The organism is Polaribacter sp. (assembly GCF_036480315.1).
Lineage (GTDB): Bacteria > Bacteroidota > Bacteroidia > Flavobacteriales > Flavobacteriaceae > Polaribacter.
Genome location: NZ_JAZGGG010000024.1, coordinates 22,047 through 41,653 on the forward strand (window position 1 = coordinate 22,047; position 19,607 = coordinate 41,653).

The following is a 19,607-nucleotide window of genomic DNA, read 5'->3' on the forward strand; positions in this document are numbered from 1 at the left end:
ACAAACGTTACATTTTAACTTTTTTTATGAGAATTGATAAATATTTATGGTGCATTCGAGTTTTTAAAACAAGAACTATAGCAACTACAGCCTGTAAAAAAGGGCAAATAAAGATAGATAGTAAGAATATTAAGCCTTCTAAAGAAGTGTTTGGTAACGAGTTGCTTGTTATAAGAAAAAACCAAATAAATTATCAAATAAAAGTTTTAGATTTACCAGAAAGTAGAGTTGGCGCAAAATTGGTAGACCAATACAGAAAAGATGTTACCCCAAAAGAGGAATTCGAAAAAACAGAATTACTTAAATTTGCAAAAGATTACTATAGAAAGAAAGGAACAGGAAGGCCTACCAAAAAAGACAGACGAGATATAGACGATTATCAAGAAGATACAACAGAAGACATATGACAACTACTAATAATGTAATTTTAGACGCCACAGAGATTGAGCAAAAAATTAAAAGAATTGCTTATCAAATATATGAAGCTAATAGTAACGAAAAGGAAGTTATAATTGCTGGTATTATTGGTAATGGATATGTTTTTGCTGAAATGTTGGTAGAAGCACTTCATAAAATATCAACCCTAAAAGTAACTATTTGTGAAGTTAAAATTGATAAAAAGAACCCTTTGAAGAAAGTTTCTACTTCTATAGAAGTAAATGATTATAAAAATAAACCATTGGTTTTAGTTGATGATGTTTTAAATTCTGGTACTACATTAATATACGGAATTAAACATTTTTTAGATGTTCCATTAAAAAGGTTTAAAACGGCTGTTTTAGTTAATAGAAATCATAAAAAATATCCTGTAAAGGCAGATTTTAAAGGAATTTCTCTATCAACTTCAATAAAAGAACATGTACAAGTTGAGTTTTCAAAAAATAAATCTATAGCTTATCTAATGTAATAGAATTCTAATTTCAGTTACAACTTCATTACTAGTTTTATCATCGATTGAAAGTAAGAACTTTGCTTGTTCATAATAAAATCTTCTTTCAAAAAGATGTTTTGCTACAAATTCCGTTATTTTCTCATCCTCTAAATTTGCCACTAGAGGTCTTTTACTTTTTTCGTTTAAAAGCCTTTCTACTAAAGTTTTTATACTTGTTTTTAAATAAATCGAAATTGCTTTAGAATTATTAATCAATTCCATATTATTAGCATAACAAGGTGTTCCACCACCTAACGATAGGACACATTTTTCATCCGAATTTAAAATTTCTTTTAAATATTTATGTTCAATTAGTCTAAAATAAATTTCTCCTTTCACCTTAAAAATAGTAGAAATCGTCATTTTCTCCTTATCCTCAATATAATTATCTAAATCTATAAAATTGAGATACAGCTTTTTAGCCAACTTTTTTCCAATTGTTGATTTACCAGAAGCCATATAGCCTAATAAAACTATTTTCATATTTTTTAGGTTTTGTACAAATATCTAAAAAAAATAATCATTTTTATGCTTCTATTTTGAATGATTGATAGTATATTTGCAACCGATTTAAGAAATTGACCTGGTAGCTCAGTTGGTAGAGCATCTCCCTTTTAAGGAGAGGGTCCTGGGTTCGAGCCCCAGCCCGGTCACTAAAAAAAGTTAAGCATCTGCTTAACTTTTTTGTTTTATTATTTGCGCACGTGGCGAAATTGGTAGACGCGCAGCCTTGAGGGGGCTGTGAACGCAAGTTCGTGGAAGTTCGACTCTTCTCGTGCGCACTTTTTACTTTAAAAATCATTTTATTTACTTCTTCACAAATAATTAACCTTTTTAAGACCTATTATTGTTAATTTTGCAGAATGCAAAAATTAATATTCATTTTATGCTTACTGGTTTCATTAAGCGTTTTTTCTCAAAAAGACTCACTTCGTGTTAATAATTTAAAAGGGCAAATTATACATGCAGAAAACAAACGTGCTTTAAGTGCTGCACATATTTTAAACTTAAACTCTGTACACGGAACTATAACTAACGACAGAGGTTTTTTTGAATTACCTACTAAAGTAAATGATACTATTTTGGTTTCTTATCTAGGTTATGCATCTATAAAACTAAAAGTTACCAACGATTTATTAAAAGGTAATGAACTTTTAATTGCTTTATATGAAAAACCAGAAGAAATAAAAGAAGTTATTATAAGATCTACCAAACTAATTGGTGTTTTAGAAATTGATGTAAAACAAGTCCCAAAAGATAGGTTTACAAGAATTAAAATTAATGGTTTACCACAAACATATGAAGTAGGGAAACCTAAAGGAAAAGACTTCTCCTCCCCTATTGCAGCAATATTTCAACCTGTAGATTTCTTATATAACCTCTTCGGAAAAAAGCCAATGCAGCTTAAAAAGCTTCAGAAATTAAAGAAAGAAGATAATTTACGTAAAATGTTAGCAGGTAAATTTGATAGAGAAGTAATGATGGAATACCTAGAGATGGACAGACAAGAACTTTCTGAACTTTTAACAGACTGTAATTACTCTGAATATTTTATTAAAAAAGCTTCTGACCTTCAAATGATTGAAGCCGTTTTAGACTGTTACGAGAATTACAAAGCACTTAAAAAAGGTAAAATAGAACGTTATAAAATACCAGTAAAAAACTAGTTTTATAAAATGGAAAGGGCCTAAAGCAATGCTTTAGACCCTAATCAACTATTAAAAACTAACTAATTACTAACTAAAATACAGTTGTTATGTATTTGTAGTTATACTTTCTTCTTGAGTTCCAAGAATATCTTTTAGATTGAATAATTTCTGTTGAATTATTTTTATTTTCCGGTTTTGATTCTTTATTATTTGTTGTCATTATTTATTGTTTTGTTTACATCTATATGACGACAACTAATTACTTATGTTACGTAATAATATGAGTTTAACAGAACTTTAAGAAATACCCTTTTACTTGTTTAAACTTAAAAAAAAAATACAAATGCTGCCTACTACTCTTTTTTATATTCTAATTTCAATATTGGTTGTTAGCTTTATTATTGATAAAATATTAGACACTTTAAATGCAAAACATTTTAATGATAAAATACCCGCAAGACTTGCAGATGTTTATGATGAAGATGAATACAAAAAATCGCAAGCTTATAAAAAGACCAATGATAAATTTTCTAATTTAACTTCTTATTTTTCTATAGGTTTAACATTGTTTTTCTTTTTTGCTGATGGTTTTAAATATTTAGATATTTATGCTAGAGGCTATACAAACAATCCTATTTTGGTTGCTTTAATATTTTTTGGAGTAATTATGTTGGGTTCAGATATATTGACAACGCCTTTTTCATACTACAAAACATTTGTGATTGAAGAAAAATTCGGATTTAACAAATCCACAAAAAAAACTTTCTGGCTAGATAAAATTAAAGGTTGGTTGATGAGTATACTTTTGGGTGGTGGGATTTTATCACTTATAATATGGTTTCACCAACTTACAGGAACAAATTTTTGGATCTATGCTTGGGTTTTAGTTGCTGTATTTTCATTATTTATGAACCTATTTTATGCAAAATTGATTGTTCCTTTATTCAACAAACAAACTCCTTTAGAAGATGGCGAATTAAAATTTTCTATAGAAGAATATGCGCAAAAAGTTGGCTTTAAGTTAAATAATATTTTTGTTATAGATGGTTCTAAACGTTCTACAAAAGCAAATGCTTATTTTTCTGGTTTTGGTTCTCAAAAAAGAATTACACTTTATGATACGTTGATAAACGATTTAGAAATTGATGAAATTGTTGCTGTTTTAGCTCATGAAGTTGGGCATTACAAAAGAAAACACATCATTTTTAATTTAACAGCAGCTATACTTCTTACAGGTTTTACCTTATTTATTTTATCCCTTTTTATTAATTCTTCAATTTTATCTGAAGCATTAGGCGTTGCTATACCAAGTTTTCATATTGGTTTAATTGCATTCGGAATTTTATATTCTCCAATTTCAGAAATTACAGGTTTATTTATGAACTATATTTCTAGAGTTTTTGAATACCAAGCAGATAATTTTGCCAAAGAAACATTTGCTGCTAAACCATTAATTACATCTCTTAAAAAATTATCAAAAAATAGTTTGAGTAATTTAACTCCACATCCTGCATATGTTTTTATGCATTACTCGCATCCAACTTTGTTGGAAAGAATTAAAAATTTAGAAAAGTAATTCTTGGCTGTTAAAATTCTTATTCCTAAATTCACTTTAGATTAATTTATAATCTTTATACCAGTTAATGGAATACACAGCAACCATAGAAGAGGAAAATAAGGAGATTGCAAATCGCTACAAAGATTTATTAAAAGGTACTTATGAAGTATTATCTAAAGAAGATAAAGTACTCATAAGAAAAGCTTTCGATATTGCTGTAGACGCACATTCATCACAGCGAAGAAAAACTGGTGAACCATATATTTATCATCCAATTGCAGTAGCAAAAATTGTTGCTATGGAAATTGGTTTAGGAGCTACTTCTATTGCCGCTGCTTTATTACATGATGTTGTTGAAGACACTGAATACACATTAGATGACATGGAGCAATTGTTTGACGAAACAATTGCAAGAATTGTAAATGGTTTAACCAAGATTTCTCGTTTAAATAAAAGTCAAGATGCTTCTATTCAAGCAGAAAATTTTAGAAAAATGCTATTAACATTAAATGATGATGTTAGAGTTATTTTAATAAAAATTGCAGATAGATTGCATAACATGCAAACTATGGATGCAATGCCTGCACATAAACAAGTGAAAATTGCTTCAGAAACCTTATATATTTATGCTCCTTTAGCGCATAGATTAGGTTTGTATAACATTAAAACAGAGCTTGAAGATTTAGGTTTAAAATATACAGAACCAGAAGTTTACACAGATATTGTAGCAAAAATAAAAGAAAGCAAAGAAGAGCAACAAAATTATTTAGAAACTTTTGCTGAAACTTTAAAAAAAGGACTTGACAAAGAGAATTTTACTTATGATATAAAAGGGCGTTTTAAGTCTATTTATTCTATCAGAAGAAAAATGAGAAGTCAGAATGTAACTTTTGATGAAGTTTATGACAAATATGCCATTCGTATTATTTACTCTCCTACTTCTGATGACGATAAATTTGATGCTTGGAAAATTTACACAATAGTAACAGATTACTTCAAACCAAACCCAACTCGTTTAAGAGATTGGATTTCTCAACCGAAATCTACTGGTTATGAAGCTTTACATATTACGGTTGTTGGGCCAAAAGCACAATGGGTAGAAGTTCAAATTCGTTCTAATAGAATGAATGAAATTGCAGAAAAAGGATACGCTGCACATTTTAAATACAAACAAGGATCAGAAACAGAATCTGGTTTAGAATCTTGGTTAAATAAACTTAAGGAAACTTTAGAGAACCAGAGTCTGAATGCTGTTGATTTTGTTGAGGATTTTAAATTAAATCTATATGCAAAAGAAATTTATGTTTTTACCCCAAAAGGAGATTTAAAATCGTTACCAAAAGATGCATCTGCTTTAGATTTTGCATTTTCTATTCACACAGACGTAGGTTTAAAATGTAGAGGAGCAAAAGTAAATGGTAAACTAGTTCCTTTAAGTTACACGTTAAAAAGTGGAGATCAAATAGAAGTTATTACAACTTCTTCAAAAAAACCAAATGCTAGATGGTTAGATTTTGTAATTACAGCAAGAGCAAAAACAAAGATTAGAGCAGCACTTAAAGAGGAAGAAAAAGCAATTTCAGAAGAGGGAAAAGCAGTCTTAATGCGTAAACTACGTCATTTAAAAATTCCTTTTAATGAAAAAACAATCAACGAACTTGTAAACTATTACAAACTAAAAACGAGTTTCGATTTATTTTATAGATTTGGTAACGGTGCAATAGATAATACACAATTAAAAGCCTTTGTATCTCAAAGAAATAGTGCTATTTTAAATTTCTTTAAAACTACATTAAGAAGAAGTCCATCTAACAAAGCTCTTATAGATACAGAGGAAGTTACTAACAAATATGATGCGTTAGTTTTTGGTAAAGAAGAAGAGAAATTAGACTATAAATTATCTAAATGTTGTAACCCTATTGCTGGTGATAAAGTATTTGGTTTTTTAACCATTAATGATGGTATAAAAATTCATAAAATGAATTGTCCAAACGCAATTTCTTTGCAGTCTAACTATGCATATAGAATTATGCAAACAAAGTGGATAGACTCAACAAAGCAAGATTTTAAAGCAATTTTAAAAATAAGTGGTGTAGATAATAAAGGTATAATAAACAACGTAACTAAAATTATTTCTAACAATATGGGCGTTTTTATCAACAGTATTAATATTGCTGGTGATTATGGTATATTTGAAGGAAAAATAAGCTTGAGTGTAAAGAATAGCGCTCAATTAAACAAAGTTTTACAAAGTTTACAAAAAGTAGATGGAGTTAAAAAAGTAGAACGTGTTAATAGTTTGTAAATATCATTCTTTTAAAAAAGCTTTTTTATTAAGAAATAACTGTAAATTTGCTTTTTGGCAAAAATAAAAACCATGAGTAATTCTCTTGAAAATCAAGAAATAGTAAAAAAAGTTTTTACTACTTATTTAGAAGAAAACAAACACAGAAAAACTCCTGAACGTTATGCTATACTTCAAGAAATCTATGTAGCAGAAGAACATTTTGATATAGAATCTCTTTATATTAAAATGAAAAACAAAAATTATCGTGTCAGTAGAGCTACTTTATACAATACTATAGATTTATTACAAGATTGTGGTTTAGTTAGAAAACATCAATTTGATGGACAATCTATGGCTCGCTATGAAAAAAGTTATTTTGATAAAAACCACGATCATGTTATTTTTACAGATTCTGGTGAAGTAAAAGAATTTTGCGACCCAAGAATACAAATTATAAAAAAAACCATAGAAGAAGTTTTTGATATTGATATCCATAATCATTCACTTTATTTTTACGGAACAAAGAAGAACAAATCTTAATTAACAATACAACACAACAAACAACTAATTAAACAACTAATGGCTGTAGATTTATTACTCGGATTACAATGGGGAGATGAAGGAAAAGGTAAAATTGTAGACGTACTTACATCAAATTATGACATCATTGCTCGCTTTCAAGGTGGACCAAATGCTGGACATACTTTAATTTTTGATGGATTTAAACACGTTTTACATACAATTCCTTCAGGAATTTTTCATAAAACAGCATTAAATGTTGTTGGAAATGGAGTTGTAATAGATCCTGTTATTTTTAAAAAAGAACTAGAAAATTTAGATAAGCATAATGTAGATTATACTTCTAAATTATTAATTTCTAGAAAAGCACATTTAATTTTACCAACACATAGACTTTTAGATGCAGCCTCAGAAACGTCTAAAGGAAAAGCTAAAATTGGTTCTACTTTAAAAGGAATTGGCCCAACTTATATGGACAAAACTGGTAGAAACGGTATGCGAGTTGGTGATTTAGAATTAGAAAACTGGAAAGAAAAATACCACGCTTTAACTGCGAAACATTTAGGAATGTTAGATTATTTTAACATTGAAATTGAATATGATTTAGATGAGTTAGAAGCAGAATTCGATAGAGGAATCGAAAAATTAAAAACGTTACAATTTATTGACAGTGAAGAGTTTTTAAACCAAGCTATAAAAGATAAAAAGACAATTTTAGCTGAAGGAGCACAAGGATCTTTACTAGATATTGATTTTGGCACCTATCCTTTTGTAACATCTTCTAACACAACAGCAGCAGGAGCTTGTACTGGTTTAGGGGTTGCACCAAACAGAATTGGTGATGTCTTCGGAATTTTTAAAGCCTACACTACACGTGTTGGTTCTGGTCCTTTTCCTACAGAATTGTTTGATAAAGATGGAGAGGATATGGCAAGAATTGGTCATGAATTTGGAGCAACTACAGGAAGACCAAGAAGATGTGGATGGTTAGATTTAGTAGCCTTAAAATACGCAGTAGATGTTAATGGAGTTACTCAATTAATGATGATGAAAGGTGATGTTCTTTCTGGTTTTAATACTTTAAAAATATGTACTTCATACAATTATAAAGGAGAAAAAATTTCTCATTTCCCTTATAATATTGAACCCGAAAATGTTTCTGTAAACTATACAGAATTTAAAGGTTGGGAAGATGATTTAACAAAAATGACTTCTGCAGATCAATTACCAAAGAACTTAATGGATTATGTTGCTTTTATTGAAAAAGAAACTGGAGTTCCTGTATCTATTGTTTCTGTTGGTCCAGATAGAAAACAAACAATAAACAGATAACCTTTATCTGTATTATAAATATCAAAAAAGCATCTTTCAGTATTTGAAAGATGCTTTTTCTATTAAAAAACTAACTAAAAATTATTTTGAAGAAAATAATGTTGGTTTAAAGGTTACCATTAACCAAGTCCACGAATTATCAGAATCATTATTTCCATTCTTTAATATCTCTAAAGAATTTGTACCATACATTTTAGAGAAACCTCCATTTAATGTTACATTATTAGATATTTTATACCCTAAAACTACATCAATTTCTGTACCTAAACTATTACTCATTTTAGAGTTTACATTGTAAATATCTGCCGTAGAAGAAAAAACATGTGGAATTAATTTTGCTGAAAACTTATTTTTAGAATATGCTAAAGTTGCATTAATATCTAACAAACCAACGGAATTAATATGATTACCTACATAGAAATAATCCATAAAACCATTAAATTTATGATTGGTTCCAAACACAGGATTAAAAGATTTTATTTTAGAACTTGTATCATTCATATCCTTTCCAGATAAGTACTCTATTCCTAAACCTATATTAAATTCTTCTGAAGTTTTGTGTTTTATATTTCCACCAAAATAACTTGAACTCACAGAGTTTTCGAAAATTTTACCAGTTTGAAAATAAATTGAACCATTAAAAGATAAGTTACCAGTTTTGTAAGTTGCTCTAGAACCAAAAGTTTGCGAATAATTAAGTTCTTCTTCAGAATTTGAATTTAAAAATTCAACCCCGTTATTCAACGCTAATAAACTTAAGCCAAAATTCTCAATTTCTGTGTGATACCATGCATATTGAAACGTTTTATAACCAGCTACGTTTGTATATAATGAATTTGTAAGTTGTCTAGAATCATTATTCAAAGAATAACCAATATCTAATTTTCCTTTTTTTGATGTTTTTATTTTTGCAACAACAGCATCAAAACTTCTTGCTTGTTGCGCCCAACCAACATTTCCAAAAATTCTACTATCGTCATAAATAATTTCTTGTCGTCCAAACTTTAGAGACAACTTTTCCGAAAGCTGATATGCTGCCCATGCTTGATGAAACGAATTTGCATTGTCATTAGAAGCTAGTGTACTTATATCTCCCCAAACTCTAACGTTTTGTAAAGAAATGCCAAGAGTTAATTTTTCTTGTTTAAAATTAAAATTTAAACGTGTTCTTTGTGATATAAAACTAGCGCCTTCTTCTCCAGTTTTTATTAATGTTTTATAACCATGTCTGTTTTCAAAACGAGGCCTAATTTCTGATGACAACTTAAATGATTGTGCATTTATAGAAAATATTGTCATAAAAATAATAGTACTAAAAAATATTCTTTTTTTCATTTTTGTCTCTTTATAATTGAGTTATTGTTTCAATGATTTTTGTAATTGTTTCTTTATTGTCAATACCTAAACCTTGTTGTTGATGTACTAATTCACCATGCGGATTAAAAACACTTATAATATTAGAATGTGAAAAATCTAATGGTGAAATTTGTTTATATTTTACTGCTAAAACATTTGCAAACTCTCTAACACCATCTTCTGTTCCTTGTAATAGAGTCCAATATTTAGAGTCTAAATAATTCTCATTAGCAAACTCTTTTAACCTTTTTGGGGTGTCGTTTTCAGGGTCTATACTTACTAAAACATAATTCACATCCTTTTTTAATTCAGTAGGAATTTTAGCTTCTATATTTCTCATATCTGCTGTTAATCTAGGGCAAGCAGCTTTACAAGTTGTATAAACCATTACCATTACCAAAGTTTTTCCTTTTAGTTCTTCTAATACTATTTCTTTACTTTCTTGCGTATTCCATTTAGATGTTAAATTAAAAATAGATGCTTCAGAAATTTTATCACTTAAAACTTTTGCTGTTTTTTTTGAATTTGATCTTAAATCCATTTTACAAACAGGACAAGTACCTTTTTCTAAATATACTTTTTCGGCTTCACATTTCATGGGACATTGATAACCTACTTTAGCCGTTACTTTGGTAGTTTTTTTATCACAAGAACCTAATATTGTAATAGTTACAATAAATAATATATATGTTAGTTGTTTCATTTTAATTAGTTTTATCATCTTTAACACACCTAAAACCAAGGTTTTTCATCGTGTATTTTGCTTTTAAGCTTCCTCTAATTGCATATCGCATAAATGCTGCATAATTCATTAAATCGGTTGCGTTTACAGCTGCACTACCGCAAAATAAATTATTATCGGTGTCAACATCTTTCCTTGATTCTCCCGAAATTAAAACCGAATTAAAATCCGAAGCCCATTCCCAAACCAAACCATGTAAATCATACACTCGCCAGTAATTTTTAAAAGTTGAACCAATTGTTTGATTAAATGTTTTTGGTTTTTCGTACCAGCTTAAAATAAAAGCATTATACTCTTTAAGTGTTCTAGCGTCTGGCATTGTTTTATTTGCCATCGCAACGTATTCCCACTCATCTACTGTTGGTAATCTTTTACCTTGTATCTCACAATAGTTTTTAGCAGCAAACCATGAAATATTTGTTATGGGTGAATTTAATTTCTGATTATTATTTAAAATTGTATCAGATTTCCATTCTCGTAAGTAACTACCATCAACAAATAACTTAATAGCTTTACTTCTTTGCCATTTTTGATATTTTTTTACAAATGCTAAATACTCTTTATTGGTAACTGGGTAAACATCCATGGAAAAATCATCAATAGAAACCTTCATTGAATCTCTACCATATAAAGGAATATATTCTCCACCTTTAATTTGTACCATTTTAGATTGACAATTTGTACCAATTGAATTTAGAAATAATAGACAAATTGCCAATCTTAAAAGAGTTTTCATTGAATTTGAATTGAACTTATTAATGACTACTTTTTACTTCTTTAACTTTATTTATACTTACATTGGTTTTATTATTTCCCCAAGAATTATAAACATAAGTCATAACATCAGCAACTTCTTCTTCAGTTAAAGTCTGTTTAGTCATTACACTATTGTATTTCTTTCCATTTACAGTAATCTCACCAGTTTTACCATTTAAGACAACACCAATTGCTCTTTTTACATCATCATTTAAATAATCTGATTTTGCTAAAGGAGGAAACGCGTTTGGTATTCCTTGACCTTCTGCTTGATGACAAGCAAAACAAGTGTTCATATAGACTTGTTTACCATCTTTAAGTTTTTGAGCCAATGTTTTCTCTTTAGTAGAAGTAACTTTTTTCTTTTTATCTTCAGAATCTGGCATTGTTTGAATTGTACTTCCTTCTGGATGATAAATTCCTTCTTGTTTTATACCAGAATACAAATCCTTTTTTTCTTCTCCTGTTACCTTTAACATTCCTAAAGCACCTTTATTAAATGCTCTAAAAATAGCGTGATCTACAATAATAAAAGTTCCAGGAACATCTACTTTAAAATCTACAATTGCTGCACCACCTGCAGGAATTGAAGTGGTCTGTACATTTTTATTAATTAAATCTCCTCCTTCAACGTGTACGTTGTCAAAAATTTCTCCAATAACATGAAAAGAAGATGTTAAATTTGGCCCACCATTACCAACATACAAACGCACCGTTTCACCAACATTTGCAGTAATTGCATTATCACCTGTTAAAGCACCAACTTTTCCATTAAAAACTACATAATCTGCATCTTCTTTAATTGCTTTTGTCATATCAAAAGGTTGTAACCCTCTTTCGCCGGTAGCTCCTTTTGTATAAAAATCTCCTTGCATAATGTAGTATTCTTTGTCTACTTTAGGTAAACCTCCTTCTGGTTCTACTAAAATTAAACCATACATTCCGTTTGCAATATGCATTCCTACAGGTGCTGTTGCACAGTGATATACGTATAAACCCGGATTTAATGTTTTGAAAGAAAATGTTTTTTTATGACCTGGAGCAACAAAAGACGATGTTGCACCACCACCCGGACCAGTAACTGCATGTAAATCTATATTATGAGGTAATTTATTATCTGGGTGATTAGATAATGTGAATTCTACTAAATCTCCTACTCTTGTTCTTATAAAACTTCCAGGAACAGAACCTCCAAAAGTCCAATAGACATATTTTACACCATCAGTCATGGTTCCTTCTTGTTCAAGAATTTCCATATTTACCAATAACTTTTTAGCAGACCTATTTCCTACCGGAGCAGGCACAAAAGGAGGGGAAGTTAACTCTGCATCCATAGTTCCTTTAACATAGATTTTTGAAGTATCTACAATTGCTAACTCTTTTTTTTCATCATTTTTACAACTTGTTAGCAGCAAGCTTGCAATAAATAATAAACACACTGTTTTTAAAAGTTTCATTATATTTAGTTTTAGTTAATACATTCTCAATATTAAAAGACATTAATATCTTTTATAAGACAAAATTAATGCACTTTTAAAATAAGAAATATGACAATTATCATAAAAAGATGTTTTTATCTTTTTATTTTTGTGTGTAATTATAAATCAATAGAATCGACATTATTAAAACTGATAAACAACTAATAATAAGATGTTTATTTAATTATCGAAAAATAAAAAAAGAATATTTTTATTAAAAGAATAAAATGATATCCGTAAAAAAACAAGTTTTAATTAGTCTTTTTTACTTTCTGTTAGCGGCAAGTTTAGGCATTTTATTACGTTTGTTCCCTGTTACTGATGTTAATGTAACATATAAATATATTGTACATACACATTCGCATATTGCTTTATTAGGTTGGGTTTATGTTTCTTTAACTTCATTAATATTTCATCTATTTATTAAGAAGGAAGCTTCAAAAAGATATGCTCGTGTTTTTTGGTGTACACAATTTACAATTATTGGTATGTTAGTTAGTTTTCCAATAACTGGTTATGCATTATTTTCAATAATTTTTTCAACACTTTTTTTAATTTGCACATATTGGTTCTATGCAATTTTCAGAAATAACTATAGTGGCAACAAAGCAAATTATTCTTATAAATTTATATATACTTCCCTCCTATTTATGGTGTTTTCTAGCATTGGACCCTGGGCTTTAGGTATAATAATGACTACTTTAGGAAACACTTCTCATTGGTACAAAAATGCCATTTACTTCTACTTACATTTTCAATATAATGGTTGGTTTATTTTTTGTCTTTTAGGAATATTCTTTTTTGTTATAGAAAAAAACAAAATATATTTTGATGAAAAAATAATTTCTTCTTTTTATAAATGGATGGTTTTAAGTTGCATATTCACTGTATTTTTATCAGTTCTTTGGATAAAACCACCAACTTACATTTATGTTTTTGCTTTAACAGGAAGCACTTTACAACTATTAGCTGCATTCAAATTTCAAAAAATTATTACTCATATTAAATTTGATATATCAAAAGAACTATCGCCCTTTATTTATCGATTAATACAATTTGTTTACCTACTTTTTATCTTTAAAATTTTACTTCAGTTTATTAGTTCAATTCCTTATTTTGCTGAATTAGTATCACAGGTTGTAGATTTTGTTATTGGTTATTTACATCTTATCTTTTTAGGATTGGTAAGTTTGTGTTTATTTGTTTTCTTATATTATTTTAAACTACTAAAACTCTCAAAAATTTATCTAAAAATTTATCTTTCAGGGTTCATTGTTTCTGAAGTTTTAATTATTTACAAAGGTTTTTGCAATTGGCAACAAATATCAATTTTCGAAAATTATTATCTTACTTTGGTAATCGTTAGTGGATTGATTCCTATCAGTCTTTTGGGAATATTCATTCAGAATTTACCAAAAATCACTTTTTTAAGTAAAAAATAATAAATTCAACTTTCACTTTTCTTTAGTAAACATAAACATTCTTTTCATTATTTTTGCGTAAAACATATCTCTTGAAAAGAACCACTTTTTTATTTTTTCTATGTATTACATCTATTGCTTTTTCGCAAACAAAAAAAATTGTGATTGAAAATGCAGAAATTCAGTATGCTGAAGAAGATAAGTACGATGGCGCAACTGTATTGTTAGGTGATGTTAGGATTTCTCATGACGGAATTAAGTTATCTTGTCAAAAAGCTTTTTTCTTTAAAGAACAAAATTTCTTTAAAGCTATCGGAAAAGTATTGATAAAACAAGGAGATTCTATTACACAAAATAGCGATTATACAGATTACGATGCCAATTCTAAACAAGCGCTTTCTTGGGGAAATGTAGTTTTAAAAGACCCAACAATGACGTTGACTTCTGATACTTTACATTTCGATCGTTTAAATCAGAAATTATATTACAGAAGTTTTGCGACTATAAAGGATCAAACCAATACTTTAAAAAGTAAAAACGGTAATTATTATTTAGAAAACAAAAAGTTTACAGCAACTACAAGAGTAACTGTAGTAAATCCAGAACACAATTTAGAATCGAATCATTTAGATTATTATACAAATTCTGGCTTAACGTATTTGTACGGACCATCAACCATAACAAACACACAAAATGAGAATAGAATTTATTGTGAAAGAGGTTTTTACAATACAAAAACAGATATTTCTCATTTTGTGAAAAATGCAAAACTTTATTTAAAAGAAAGAACTGTTGAAGGTGATAGTTTGTATTATGATAAAAAGAGAGGTTTTGCTTCAGCAACTAATAACATTAGAGTTATTGATACAGTTAAGAATTTTGTAACCAAAGGTAACTATGCAGAAATTTTTGAACTAAAAGATTCGCTTTTTATTATAAAAAGAGCGGTTGCAATTTCTATTGTAGATAAAGACTCTACTTTTATTCATGGAGATACTCTATTAGTAACAGGCAAACCAGAAAAACGTATTGTTAGAACCTACCATAATGTAAAAATTTTTAAATCTAATTTACAAGGAAAATGTGATTCTATACACACAGATCAATCAACTGGATTAACAAAAATGTTTAGAAAACCTGTTTTATGGTCAGATAGAAACCAGATTACTGGTGATACAATTCACTTAATCTCTAATGTAGATACACAAAAATTAGATTCACTAAAAGTATTAAATAACGCATTTATTGTTTCTAAAGATTCTTTATCTATAGGTGATTTCAACCAAATAAAAGGTAGAAATATGTTTGGCAAGTTTAAAGAGAATAAACTTCATTTATTATTGGTAAAAGGAAATGCAGAATCTGTGTATTATAACAGAAATGAAGAAACTAATAAATTGGAAACCATTACCAAAGAAATTTCTAGTAATATTGAATTTACATTAGCAAAAGGGCAAATAGAAACCATTAAATATTTAAAAAAATCTGAAGGAAAAACGTATCCTCCATCAAAATTCCCTGAAGAATCTCGAGAATTAAAAGGTTTTATTTGGCGAGAAACCGAACAACCAAAAACAAAAAATGATATTTTTATTAAAGATGATAAAAATAATGAACCACCCTCAAAAAAAGATACTTTAAAAAAGGGTTCTGCTGTATTAGAAAAAAAATCGAAAACAAAAAAGAAACCTAATAAAAGACGCTCTAATTCAAATAATAATTTAGAATTATCTGTTAAAAAACAATAATTATGAAGTCTGATTTTTTTAAATATCAAGCACAGACTTCTCCGCATCCACTTGCCATAGAAGTTTCTCATGCAAAAGGAAGTTATATTTACGATACCTCAAATAAAAAATATTTAGATTTTGTTGCAGGTGTTTCAGCAAACAGTCTTGGACATTCTCATCCTAAAGTAATTAATGCTGTAAAAAAACAGTTAGACACTTATGCACATGTTATGGTTTATGGTGAGTTTATTCAAAAACCACAAGTAGATTTATGCAAATTACTGGTGGAAAATTCTCCTAAAAACTTGGATGCTGTTTATATAACAAATTCAGGCACAGAAGCAACCGAAGGCGCTTTAAAATTAGCTAAAAGAGTTACAGGAAGAGCAGAAATTATTGCCGCAAAACAGTCATATCACGGAAATACCCAAGGAGCAATGAGTGTTTCTGGTGTAGAGAGACAAAACCAAGCTTTTAGACCTTTAGTTCCAGGAGTAAGATTTATTGAATATAATAATGAAATTGAAATTGAAAAAATTACAAATAAAACTGCCGCAGTAATTTTAGAAACAATACAAGGTGGAGCAGGTTTTATACAACCTAAAAATGATTATTTATCAAAAGTTAAAAAACGATGTGAAAAAGTTGGAGCATTATTAATTTTGGATGAAATTCAAACAGGAATAGGAAGAACTGGTACTTTTTGGGGTTTTGAAAACTATAATGTTGTTCCTGATATAATTATCACAGGAAAAGGTTTAGGTGGTGGAATGCCAATTGGTGCTTTTATTGCTTCTTTCGAAAACATGAGTTTATTAAAAGACAATCCTAAATTGGGTCATATTTCTACATTTGCAGGCAATCCCGTAATTGCAGCTGCGAGTTTAGCAACCGTTAAAGAAATAACTACATCTAATTTAATTGCTGAAAGTTTAAGGAAAGAAGAATTGATAAAAAAACATTTACAACATTCTAAAATAAAAGAAATTAGAGGAAAAGGTTTAATGTTAGCTGCAATTGTAGAAACTCCAGAATTGGCAGCCCAAATTATTCATAAATGTTTAGAAAACGGATTGATTCTTTTCTTTTTACTTTTTGAAGAAAGAGCTATGAGAATAACACCTCCATTAACAATCTCTGATGAAGAAATTAAATTAGGTTGTACTATTTTATTAAAATCTATTGATGAAGTTTTAGTTTAAAATATATGCACAATTCAATATTTATAAAAGCATTTTTTTCAAAATTGTAAACACTTTCTTTTCTAAAAAATCTACAGAGCCATCAGCAAAAAAAACATTTTTAACTTCTCTAATTAAATTTTCTTTTTCTTCTTGATTCAATTCGTTTTCTGATATATACTGCTGAATTTTATTCAAATTTAATTCATCTGAATCTACGACAACTTCTGTATGAATTCTATGAAATGTTTTTTCGTCTACTTTAGTTCTAATATATTTTTGTTCTGCTATATCTTCTATATGATTGCAATGCGCAGCATACAAAAGTACATAAGCTTCAAATTCTTTTTTTGTCCAATCTAAATTCATAATTATAATGCTATTGGTAAATTAGTACTACTTCCCCATTCTGTCCAAGAACCGTCGTAAACAGCAACGTTTCTTAAACCAGAAATTTCTGCTCCTAAAGCTAAAATAGATGCTGTAATTCCTGAACCACAAGTGAAAATTATTTCTTTTTTATTATTAAAATCTTTAAAAATATTTTTCAATTCTTCATCAGACTTCATCTTTCCGTTTTCTAAAATGGCTGTAAAAGGCAAACTCACAGAATTAGGAATATGTCCGCTTTTTAAATCGTTTCTTGGTTCTGGTGCTATTCCAATGAAACGCCCGTTAGAACGAGCATCAGCAATTAAAATGGTTTTATTTTCTATGGAATTTAAAACGTCTTTTGTAAATTTTAATTTCCTTGGTTGATAATCAACTTTAAAACTTCCTTTTTTAGGTTGATGAATTTTGGGTTTTTCAATAGGATAATTATTCCCTTTCCATTCTGGTAAACCTCCATCTAATACTGCAATATTCTTAAAACCCATTAATTGAAACATCCACCAAACCCTAGGTGAAGAATAGATTCCTAAATCGTCATAACAAACTAGAAGTGAATCTTCATAGATTCCTAATTCTTGTGCGTTAATTTCAAACTCATTTGGAGTTAAAACCGTATTGGGAAAAAGTGCTTTTTTATCAGAAAAAACATTTTTTATATCAAAAAAGACAGCTCCTTTAATTTGTGATTTACCTTCAGTAATTATAGAATTCGCTGTTACTTTAGGAATGGTACAATCTAAAACAATGAGGTTATCGTTATTTAAATTATTGTGTAACCAATTTACAGAAACTAACGGCTTGCTTATTTTTAAAGACATTTTATATATAAAAGCATCAATAGTTTTGTAACTATTGATGCTTATAAATGTACCGTTTTTTTTATAATTGTAAAATATTTTTATTTTACTTCATCATAATTATCATCCCAGTTCTTTACTACCGGATTATCATGTAGTTTACCAACAGATTTTGCAACTAATGCGGCTACAGTAGCATCACCAGTAACGTTAATTACTGTTCTACACATATCTAAAGGTCTATCAACTGCGAAAATTAAAGCTAAACCAATTGCTAATTTATCTGCAGGAAAACCTACAGATTCTAATACAATTACTAGCATAACCATACCTGCTCCAGGTACAGCAGCAGAACCAATTGACGCTAATAGAGCTGTTACAATAATAGTTAATTGATCTGCAAAGGTTAAATCGAAGCCTAAAGCTTGTGCAATAAATACTGCTGCTACTGCTTGGTATAAACTTGTACCATCCATATTTATAGTAGCACCAACTGGTAAAACAAAACTAGAAACTTCTTTATCTACACCAATATGCTCTTCTACTCTTTCCATAGTAACAGGAAGTGTTGCAGCACTTGAGCTGGTTGAAAAAGCTAATAATTGTGCTGGACTTAATTGTTTTAAAAACCAAAGTGGATTTTTCTTTGTAAAAACACTCACTAATATCATATAAAACACAACCATTAATAACAATCCACCAACAACTGTCAGTGCATATTTTAATAAGGCTAATAACAAATCGGGATCATTGGAAGAAACCACAACATTTGCTAATAGTGCAAAAACTGCATAGGGAGCAAATAGCATAATTAAATCTACCATTTTTAAAACTACTTCATTTAAAGAATCAAAGAATTTTTTTAAAGGTTTTGATCTTTTTTCGCCAACAAGTAACATAGAAATTCCAAGAAAAATAGTAAAGAAAATAACTTGCAACATAGACTTATTGTTACCCATTGCATTAATTGCATTTTCAGGAACCATGTCTACCATAAACTGTAATGGGCCACTACTAATTTGTTTTGAAGCTTCTGCAATTTTTGATTGAACTCCTCCACTATTAGCATACGTTTCTGTTAGTTTCTTAATTGTTTCATCAGAAATACCTTCTCCAGGTTGCACAATGTTTACTAACAATAATCCAATAGTAATTGCAATTACTGTTGTACCTATATAGATAGATATTGTTTTTAAACCAATATTTTTAAATTTAGAAATATCTTTTAAATCTGAAATTCCTTTTACTAATGAAGCGATAATTAAAGGAACTGCTATTAGTTTTAGCATTTTTACAAAAATATTTCCAAATGGATTAATCCAATTAGAAACAAAATTAGCACCACCATCTAAAAAGGTCATTCCTAACCCAAAGAGGATTCCTCCAATCATTCCTATTAAAATTTTCCAATGTAATGCTAGTTTCTTCATATTATATAGTTAGTTATTTAATATTTAAGTGGAAAGATAAAAAAAGT

Annotated in this window: 19 protein-coding genes and 2 tRNA genes; 12 read left to right on the forward strand and 9 right to left on the reverse strand. The window is 28.8% G+C overall.

What is annotated here, in order from left to right; genetic code table 11:
• The first annotated feature begins 26 nt into the window (after positions 1 to 26).
• Entirely contained in the window at positions 27 to 407 is a 381-nt protein-coding gene (locus tag V3V28_RS05080; protein ID WP_331363946.1) for an RNA-binding S4 domain-containing protein, read from the forward strand.
• Positions 404 to 907: a phosphoribosyltransferase family protein gene (locus V3V28_RS05085; RefSeq protein WP_331363947.1), complete on the forward strand. Its 504-nt coding sequence runs from the start codon at positions 404 to 406 to the stop codon at positions 905 to 907. Before V3V28_RS05080 ends, V3V28_RS05085 begins: the two co-directional genes overlap by 4 nt.
• Here the strand turns inward: V3V28_RS05085 and V3V28_RS05090 are convergent.
• Positions 899 to 1,414 (reverse strand): shikimate kinase, encoded by a 516-nt coding sequence (locus V3V28_RS05090; RefSeq protein ID WP_331363948.1) that lies wholly within the window; start codon positions 1,412 to 1,414, stop codon positions 899 to 901. The genes V3V28_RS05085 and V3V28_RS05090 overlap by 9 nt on opposite strands.
• Before the next feature lie 97 nt (positions 1,415 to 1,511).
• Between V3V28_RS05090 and V3V28_RS05095 the strand changes: the two genes are divergently transcribed.
• The 3 genes from V3V28_RS05095 to V3V28_RS05105 all read left to right on the forward strand — a co-directional run bounded on the left by V3V28_RS05095 (position 1,512) and on the right by V3V28_RS05105 (position 2,598).
• Positions 1,512 to 1,584: transfer RNA gene (locus V3V28_RS05095), tRNA-Lys, on the forward strand.
• Positions 1,585 to 1,629: 45 nt separating this feature from the next.
• Positions 1,630 to 1,713: transfer RNA gene (locus V3V28_RS05100), tRNA-Leu, on the forward strand.
• Positions 1,714 to 1,794: 81 nt separating this feature from the next.
• Positions 1,795 to 2,598: a carboxypeptidase-like regulatory domain-containing protein gene (locus tag V3V28_RS05105; protein WP_331363949.1), complete on the forward strand. Its 804-nt coding sequence runs from the start codon at positions 1,795 to 1,797 to the stop codon at positions 2,596 to 2,598.
• A 73-nt stretch (positions 2,599 to 2,671) separates the two neighbouring features.
• On the opposite strand, the gene V3V28_RS05110 is transcribed toward V3V28_RS05105, so the two are convergent.
• On the reverse strand, positions 2,672 to 2,800 hold the full coding sequence (locus V3V28_RS05110) for a hypothetical protein (protein WP_331363950.1): 129 nt from the start codon (positions 2,798 to 2,800) through the stop codon (positions 2,672 to 2,674).
• A gap of 123 nt (positions 2,801 to 2,923) precedes the next feature.
• Here V3V28_RS05110 and V3V28_RS05115 point away from each other — a divergent pair, with 123 nt between their 5' ends.
• The 4 genes from V3V28_RS05115 (at position 2,924) to V3V28_RS05130 (ending at position 8,276) form a co-directional block, all read left to right on the forward strand.
• Complete coding sequence (locus tag V3V28_RS05115; protein WP_331363951.1) at positions 2,924 to 4,156, forward strand: M48 family metallopeptidase; 1,233 nt, start codon at positions 2,924 to 2,926, stop codon at positions 4,154 to 4,156.
• 67 nt (positions 4,157 to 4,223) lie between these two features.
• Positions 4,224 to 6,443, forward strand: a complete 2,220-nt coding sequence (locus V3V28_RS05120; RefSeq protein ID WP_331363952.1) for a RelA/SpoT family protein — start codon at positions 4,224 to 4,226, stop codon at positions 6,441 to 6,443.
• Positions 6,444 to 6,515: 72 nt separating this feature from the next.
• Entirely contained in the window at positions 6,516 to 6,965 is a 450-nt protein-coding gene (locus tag V3V28_RS05125; RefSeq protein WP_331363969.1) for a Fur family transcriptional regulator, read from the forward strand.
• Between the two features lie 39 nt (positions 6,966 to 7,004).
• On the forward strand, positions 7,005 to 8,276 hold the full coding sequence (locus tag V3V28_RS05130; RefSeq protein WP_331363953.1) for an adenylosuccinate synthase: 1,272 nt from the start codon (positions 7,005 to 7,007) through the stop codon (positions 8,274 to 8,276).
• 81 nt (positions 8,277 to 8,357) lie between these two features.
• On the opposite strand, the gene V3V28_RS05135 is transcribed toward V3V28_RS05130, so the two are convergent.
• Genes V3V28_RS05135 through nirK form a run of 4 tightly spaced genes read right to left on the reverse strand, consistent with a single transcriptional unit; the run spans position 8,358 to position 12,587 of the window.
• Positions 8,358 to 9,611 carry an alginate export family protein gene (locus V3V28_RS05135; RefSeq protein WP_331363954.1) on the reverse strand — a complete coding sequence of 418 codons (1,254 nt, stop codon included), beginning with the start codon at positions 9,609 to 9,611 and terminating at the stop codon, positions 8,358 to 8,360.
• 10 nt (positions 9,612 to 9,621) lie between these two features.
• Entirely contained in the window at positions 9,622 to 10,335 is a 714-nt protein-coding gene (locus tag V3V28_RS05140; protein ID WP_331363955.1) for an SCO family protein, read from the reverse strand.
• Between the two features lies 1 nt (position 10,336).
• The gene (locus V3V28_RS05145; RefSeq protein WP_331363956.1) at positions 10,337 to 11,110 is read right to left on the reverse strand and encodes a formylglycine-generating enzyme family protein; all 774 of its coding nucleotides are present in this window, start codon (positions 11,108 to 11,110) and stop codon (positions 10,337 to 10,339) included.
• A 19-nt stretch (positions 11,111 to 11,129) separates the two neighbouring features.
• Entirely contained in the window at positions 11,130 to 12,587 is a 1,458-nt protein-coding gene (gene nirK / locus V3V28_RS05150; protein ID WP_331363957.1) for a copper-containing nitrite reductase, read from the reverse strand.
• 248 nt (positions 12,588 to 12,835) lie between these two features.
• Between nirK and V3V28_RS05155 the strand changes: the two genes are divergently transcribed.
• From V3V28_RS05155 to V3V28_RS05165, 3 genes are all read left to right on the forward strand, one after another.
• A complete protein-coding gene (locus tag V3V28_RS05155; RefSeq protein ID WP_331363958.1) occupies positions 12,836 to 14,050 on the forward strand; it encodes a hypothetical protein in 1,215 nt (404 codons plus the stop codon).
• 71 nt (positions 14,051 to 14,121) lie between these two features.
• Positions 14,122 to 15,777, forward strand: a complete 1,656-nt coding sequence (locus tag V3V28_RS05160) for an OstA-like protein (RefSeq protein ID WP_331363959.1) — start codon at positions 14,122 to 14,124, stop codon at positions 15,775 to 15,777.
• A gap of 2 nt (positions 15,778 to 15,779) precedes the next feature.
• Positions 15,780 to 16,961, forward strand: coding sequence for an aspartate aminotransferase family protein (locus tag V3V28_RS05165; protein WP_331363960.1), 1,182 nt, complete (start codon positions 15,780 to 15,782; stop codon positions 16,959 to 16,961).
• Positions 16,962 to 16,982: 21 nt separating this feature from the next.
• Here V3V28_RS05165 and V3V28_RS05170 read toward each other — a convergent pair whose 3' ends face one another.
• From V3V28_RS05170 to V3V28_RS05180, 3 genes are all read right to left on the reverse strand, one after another.
• On the reverse strand, positions 16,983 to 17,309 hold the full coding sequence (locus tag V3V28_RS05170) for a hypothetical protein (RefSeq protein WP_331363961.1): 327 nt from the start codon (positions 17,307 to 17,309) through the stop codon (positions 16,983 to 16,985).
• Positions 17,310 to 17,311: 2 nt separating this feature from the next.
• The gene (locus V3V28_RS05175) at positions 17,312 to 18,151 is read right to left on the reverse strand and encodes a sulfurtransferase (RefSeq protein ID WP_331363962.1); all 840 of its coding nucleotides are present in this window, start codon (positions 18,149 to 18,151) and stop codon (positions 17,312 to 17,314) included.
• An 80-nt stretch (positions 18,152 to 18,231) separates the two neighbouring features.
• A complete protein-coding gene (locus V3V28_RS05180) occupies positions 18,232 to 19,560 on the reverse strand; it encodes a dicarboxylate/amino acid:cation symporter (RefSeq protein WP_331363963.1) in 1,329 nt (442 codons plus the stop codon).
• Positions 19,561 to 19,607 lie beyond the last annotated feature (47 nt).